Source organism: Pseudomonas graminis (assembly GCF_900111735.1).
In the GTDB taxonomy this organism is placed as follows: Bacteria; Pseudomonadota; Gammaproteobacteria; order Pseudomonadales; family Pseudomonadaceae; genus Aquipseudomonas; species Aquipseudomonas graminis.
This window is the reverse complement of record NZ_FOHW01000067.1, coordinates 1-6,067: the sequence shown is the minus strand read 5'-3', so window position 1 is coordinate 6,067 and position 6,067 is coordinate 1. Positions and strand designations below refer to the sequence as shown.

Annotated in this window: 4 protein-coding genes and 1 pseudogene; all 5 read left to right on the top strand. The window is 51.1% G+C overall.

What is annotated here, in order from left to right; genetic code table 11:
* A partial coding sequence (locus tag BMY98_RS27750) for an RHS repeat domain-containing protein (RefSeq protein ID WP_245760124.1) occupies window positions 1-1,284 on the top strand: 1,284 nt, incomplete at its 5' end.
* Window positions 1,259-2,086, top strand: coding sequence for a hypothetical protein (locus BMY98_RS25900; protein WP_139214584.1), 828 nt, complete (start codon window positions 1,259-1,261; stop codon window positions 2,084-2,086). The genes BMY98_RS27750 and BMY98_RS25900, both read left to right, overlap by 26 nt.
* Window positions 2,087-2,223: 137 nt before the next feature.
* Window positions 2,224-4,122 carry an RHS repeat-associated core domain-containing protein gene (locus BMY98_RS25895; protein ID WP_245760123.1) on the top strand — a complete coding sequence of 633 codons (1,899 nt, stop codon included), beginning with the start codon at window positions 2,224-2,226 and terminating at the stop codon, window positions 4,120-4,122.
* Between the two features lie 315 nt (window positions 4,123-4,437).
* Window positions 4,438-4,881 carry a hypothetical protein gene (locus BMY98_RS25890; RefSeq protein ID WP_074893600.1) on the top strand — a complete coding sequence of 148 codons (444 nt, stop codon included), beginning with the start codon at window positions 4,438-4,440 and terminating at the stop codon, window positions 4,879-4,881.
* Window positions 4,882-4,970: 89 nt separating this feature from the next.
* Window positions 4,971-6,067 (top strand): annotated as a pseudogene (locus BMY98_RS25880) (DUF6531 domain-containing protein); the annotation flags it as partial.

Below are 6,067 nucleotides of genomic sequence, written 5' to 3'. Positions count from 1 at the left end.
TATGAGTACGACCCGGCGGGTGAACTAGTTCGGACGCTGGACAAGCTGCGTGGTGAGATCAAGTACGAATATGAAGCGAACGGCCAATTGCACAGTCGTGAGACTGGCCGCTTGGTTGATAGCGAAGAGTTCAGATACGACGCCGCGGCCAATCGCCTGAATTTCAACACCAGCCAGTTCGATCACGTCAAAGACAACCGTATCAAGCGATGGCGCGATCAGGAATACACCTACGACGCCTGGGGTAACCTGATTGAAAAACGGTCTGGGCTAACAAAGCTGCAGACATTTACCTACGACTGCGAAAACCGGCTCGTGCGTGCTGAGAGGATGGCCAACAGCCAGGTGCACAGCGTTGGCACGTACCGGTATGACAGTCTGGGTCGTAGGGTTGGCAAGACGTCCGAGGTCGATGGTCAGACCGAGCACAAGCATTTCCTCTGGCAAGGCCTGCGGATGCTGCGTGAGGAAACGCCGTGGCAAAGCAGCCTCTATATTTACGAGCCTGGAAGCTATGCGCCGCTTGCCCGGGTTGACCAGGGCGAAGGTGAGGCAGAGCAGACGCTTTACTACTTCCATACCGACCAGATTGGCACGCCGCTCGAGATGACGGATGTCGATGGCCAAATCGTGTGGCAGGCGACTTACAAGGCTTGGGGTGAGGTTGAATCGCTTCCCATGAATGAGGTTGAGCAGAATCTGCGGTTTCAGGGTCAGTATTTCGACGATGAGACGGGCCTGCACTACAACACGTTCAGGTATTACGATCCGGAGGTGGGGCGGTTCATTACGCAGGATCCGATTGGTCTGTTGGGCGGGATGAATTCATTCAGGTACAACCAGAATCCTATCATTTGGATTGATCCTCTCGGATTGGCACCATGTCAGGTGCGAACCGTAAATGGTACAAAAATACATGGGCGAGGCCAAGTTGACGGTACTCCAGGTCATGATCAGTTTTCTGAAGCTATTGCGAATAAGTTAGCAATGAGCGGAAAATTTAAAGATGTGTATTTAAATCGTAGCTATAACTTTGCAAAAGGCCCCGGTGTGTCAGCGCGCCGTCCTGATGTAATGGCTGTCGACTTGAATGGTAAGGTGCATGCAATCGAGTTAGCATCTAAATCTGATATGGGCAGAAAGCTTCCCACGCTGATAACTAGGAATACAGACGCAATGAGTGGCTTGCCTGCTCAGAGTCGAGGGAGGGTTCTTAGGCTAGAGCATCCTTACAATGCTGCTGAAATGAAAAGCATACTTGATTCCTTTATATCAACTTTATAGGTTAATTATGGCTACAGGGATTGCAATTTACGGGGTGGATCGGATTTCTGTTTTGGACGTTTTTGATGAGGCTTTGAGGTTTTTTAATGAGCTAGGCTATCCGATTACTGGGGCAGGCTATGATAGAAGAGGACTAGTGGATGGCGTGGATGATATTGAGTTCGTCGAAGTTTCGCCTAAGGAGCTCAAAGTCCTAATCTCTGAAGGTAAGGTTTTTAATTTTAGAGTCTTCAGCGAGATTAAAAATGTCCAACCTTGGTTTAGTTCGTTTGGCTACACTACCGAAGAATTTGGAAGTTTCTTTTGTATAGATATGCAGTCGGACGTGGGACTCGAAGAGTTAAATATTAAAATTAAAAGTTTTTTGATTTCTGCTTCCGTAAAGCTCAAGTATATCTATGCAATAGTTTACGAGCTGGCTAGTGTTTCGGGTGCGATGTCTTATGCTAGAGGCCAAAATTTCAAAACGATATATCAGTATGAAGACCCGGTTGCTTTTATCGACGATGCGTCTCCGCTATATCTAGGAGGGCGTCAGTATGAGTATGCACGTCTTAGAATGATCTACCCTGTTAACTTTTTAAACGATCAGCACTTGTCTATCAAGATCGGTAGTACGTCCCTTTTGGAATGGATTTCAGAAAGTCCAAGCCACGGCGTAATTACAAAAGTTTTAAATGGATGGTGCTGGGAGGTGGGGCGTGAATATATCGATTCGGTAAATGAGATATGTGGTAAAGCGGGAACATTGTTGGCTTGGAAGCCAAAAAAAGCTGAAACGAAAAAAAAGCTCCCGGGATAACAGTAACGCACAGGTTGAGAAGTGTAAGGACTCCACTGGAAAGCACCACTTGCCGATAAAACGAGCGCCTGCAGTCGGTTGCCGTCACCGATGCGCTTGGCCAGACCACCGAGCTTGAGCTGAAACCCGCGGGTGAAGTGCTGCGCATCAAACATCCTGATGGCACACAAGAAGCGTTTACGTACAACGCTTTTGGACAAGTACTCACTCATACCGACGGCAAGGGCCAGATCATCAGGTTGCAACGCAACGAGCGCGGCCTGCCAAGCTCGCGGCAAGACGCCAAAGGCCAGCGCATCCGTTACGAGTACGACAAGGCGATTCGACTCACCGCGCTGATCAACGAAAATAATGCGACTTATGAATTTGCTTATGACGCTTCGGATCGCCTGATCGAAGAAAAACGCATAGACAACCTGACGCGTCGGTTCGCCTACAACGTCGGTGGGCATCTGACGCGGTTGGATGAAATCGGATACGGGGACAGGGCAGAGCGGCCGCAGCGCAGCACCGAGTTTGAGCGTGATGTGATTGGCCGCTTGCTGGCAAAGGTCAATCAGGATGCGCGGCAGGATTACGTTTATGACGAAGCGGATCGGTTGCTCAGCATCCATCGGCTGCCTTCAAGCATTGGCAAGAAGCTGGGCGTTGAGGAAGAGACCCTCGACTTCAGCTATGACCTGCTAGGTCGTTTGGTAAAAGAAACGACTCCGCAAGGGGCGTTGGCCTACGAATACGATCCGCTCAGCAACCTGACCACGCTGACATTGCCGACTGGCCAACATCTCAATCACCTGTACTACGGCAGCGGCCACCTGCATCAGCTTAACCTCGACGGGCTGCTCATCAGTGACATAGAGCGCGATGACCTGCATCGGGAGGTCTATCGATCCCAAGGCAAGCTCACCAGCTGTTTTGGTTACGACGCGATGGGCCGCAAGAGCTGGCAGTTTGCTTCGACCATTCCGGCTGAAAAGCTGTCGCAGATCCAGAACCCGGGCATCAACACTTCGCTGCTGGTCGATCATGCGTACAACCCGATTCACCGGCGATATGAGTACGACCCGGCGGGTGAACTAGTTCGGACGCTGGACAAGCTGCGTGGTGAGATCAAGTACGAATATGAAGCGAACGGCCAATTGCACAGCCGTAACACGGGCAAACTCGTCGATAGCGAAGAGTTCCGATACGACGCTGCCGCCAACCGGCTGAACTTCAACACCAGCCAGTTTGATCAGGTTAAAGACAACCGCATCAAGCAATGGCGCGATCAGGAATATACCTATGACGCTTGGGGCAACCTGATTGAGAAACGGTCAGGGTTAACCAAGCTGCAGACGTTCACATACGACTGCGAAAACAGGCTCGTACGTGCTGAAACGATGGTCAACAGCCAGGTGCACAGCGTTGGCACGTATCGGTATGACAGTTTGGGTCGCCGGGTTGGTAAGACGTCCGAGATTGATGGCCAGACTGAGCACAAGCACTTTCTCTGGCAAGGACTGCAGATGCTGCGTGAGGAAACGCCTTGGCAGAGCAGCCTCTATATTTACGAGCCAGGAAGCTATGTGCCGCTTGCCCGGGTTGACCAGGGCGAAGGTGAGGCAGAGCAGACGCTTTACTACTTCCATACCGATCAGATCGGCACGCCGCTTGAGATGACGGATGTCGACGGCCAGATCGTGTGGCAGGCGACTTACAAGGCTTGGGGTCAAGTTGAATCGTTGGCCGTGAGTGAAATTGAGCAGAAGCTGCGGTTTCAGGGTCAGTACTTTGACGATGAAACGGGGCTGCACTACAACACGTTCAGGTATTACGATCCGGAGGTTGGGCGGTTCATAACCCAAGATCCGGTGGGCGTTGCTGGTGGGTGGAATCTTTACCGGTATGTAAACTATACGATTGCATGGGTCGATCCGTTAGGGCTTACCCCGTGCATGGGGAAGCCATCACAACGTAGCGCAGGCGGTACCGGTGCTAAGTACGATCCTGTCAACGGCCAGGGCTTTATGTGCTTACTGAAGGTAAGTCAATAAAATATGTTGGTCGTGGTGATGCTAAGTCGCGTTTGGCTATACATGCGGCTACTGGGGGTAAGTCACATTTAAGGCAGCGTGTAATTTTTAATAATAATTTAACAAAGGCTGAGGCTAAGTATCTTGAGCAGCAAATCATGAACCTTAATGGTGGGGCTAAATCTACTCGCCCAGAAACTAATCTTCTTAATAAAGATCTGGTCCTACAGTCCAACTAACCCTAACTCACCAATCTATGATATAGCAGGACATAGTTCCGATTGGGGGAAGAAAATATTGTCGGATGCACTGAAAAAAAATGAAGGATATAGGATTATGAGTTTAAAACAGGTGGTAAATAGCGGTGACTATTTCATCATACCGATGTCTGACGGGAGGCAGGCCATCTGTCAGGCAGTGTGGATCGGAAAAAATAGCTCAGGGCAAACATTCAAGAGAGTATTTGCGTTTTGTGTTTTGTCCGTAGGAAACGGAAAAAATATTCCTGAAGAAGTAAGCTACTTAAGTTTCCAAGAATATGATGGGCCTTTTAAGGTGATTTTTACTGCTGTGGATAAACTTTTTTCCGGGGAATGGCCTGTGATTGGAAGTGGTCCGATAGTAGATCAAAAAATGGTAAATTTGGAATTCCATATGGCAGGGGATCTATATGTTTGTGGCGAGTTTGTGAAAGTGCTGCCTGGTGAGAAGTATAAAGACTACTTGGAAATGGCAGTGGCTGGGTACGTATTGGTCGACAGATATTTAAAACAGCACTAGTAGTCGAGATGCCAACAGGCTAATTAGAGAGGGGAGCTAAGTTTACAGCGCGGTTGTTGGGCAGGAATCAATACTCCCCATGCCGCTATGACACGCTTACCCCCGGTGTCAGGATTTCATCCGGCTCGGACGATGTGTTCATCGGGGGCTGGACGGTTCAATACCTCGATATTGACGATCAGATTCCCGGCTGGCTTCTCGTCGTTGTAGACGCGCTGATGATCGTCGCATCAATGGTCAAAGCGGTGGTATCAGTAGCCAAGCTGGGGTTGACGCAAGGCTTGGAGACTGCAGGGCCCTTGCACACTGCGGTTCGGCGCCATCGTTGCCGCCAGCTACATCGCGGGCCGCACGTCTTTAGCCCCTTTTTCGGGAAAGTCTTGGGGGGATTATCGGCAATCCCCTGGACCTCACAACAGGCCGCAAAATATCGCTGGACTCGGGTGAGACCGATTTTGTCTTGCCGGGATCTGATGGCTCCTACGCAAGCGACCTGACCGTTGGGCCAAGGCTGGGTCTTGCCGTGGGAACAGAGCCTGCGTCGCAGCGGCAGCTTTGTGTACCTCACCGACAACCAGGGCCGCAGCGTGCCCTTTGTCGACATCGAGCCCGGTGAGCGCATTTACAACACCTACGAGCAGATTCATCTGGTCCGTACCCTGGGTGGGCATTACCTGCTGCAAACGCTCGACAACGTGTTTTTCTACTTCGGCGAAGTGCCGGACGACAACACTTCGGTGCCGTTGCAGCGTCTGGAAAATGCGCTGGGTCATTACCTGCATTTCACCCGCACGGTCGAAGGCACGCTCACCGACATCAGCGCTTCCGGCGGCGTGCGGATTCATCTGCATTACGACAACCCGCTTGGTCGCCTGACCGACGTCAAACGCATCGTCGACAACCTGGCTGTGGAAACCCTCGTCCAGTACCGATACGACGACAACGGCCAGCTCATCGAAGTGATCAATCGCAATGGCGATTCCATGCGCCGGTTTAGCTATGCCGAAGGCGTGATGGCCAGTCACAGCAACGCATTGGGTTTGAGCTGCAACTACCGCTGGGAAACCATTGATGGCCAGCCGCGCGTGGTTGAGCATTGGACCAGTGATGGCGAACACTTTCATTTTCGTTATGACTTCAAGAACAGAACGTGCTGGGCGGCCGACGTCCTCGGTCGTGAGCTGGA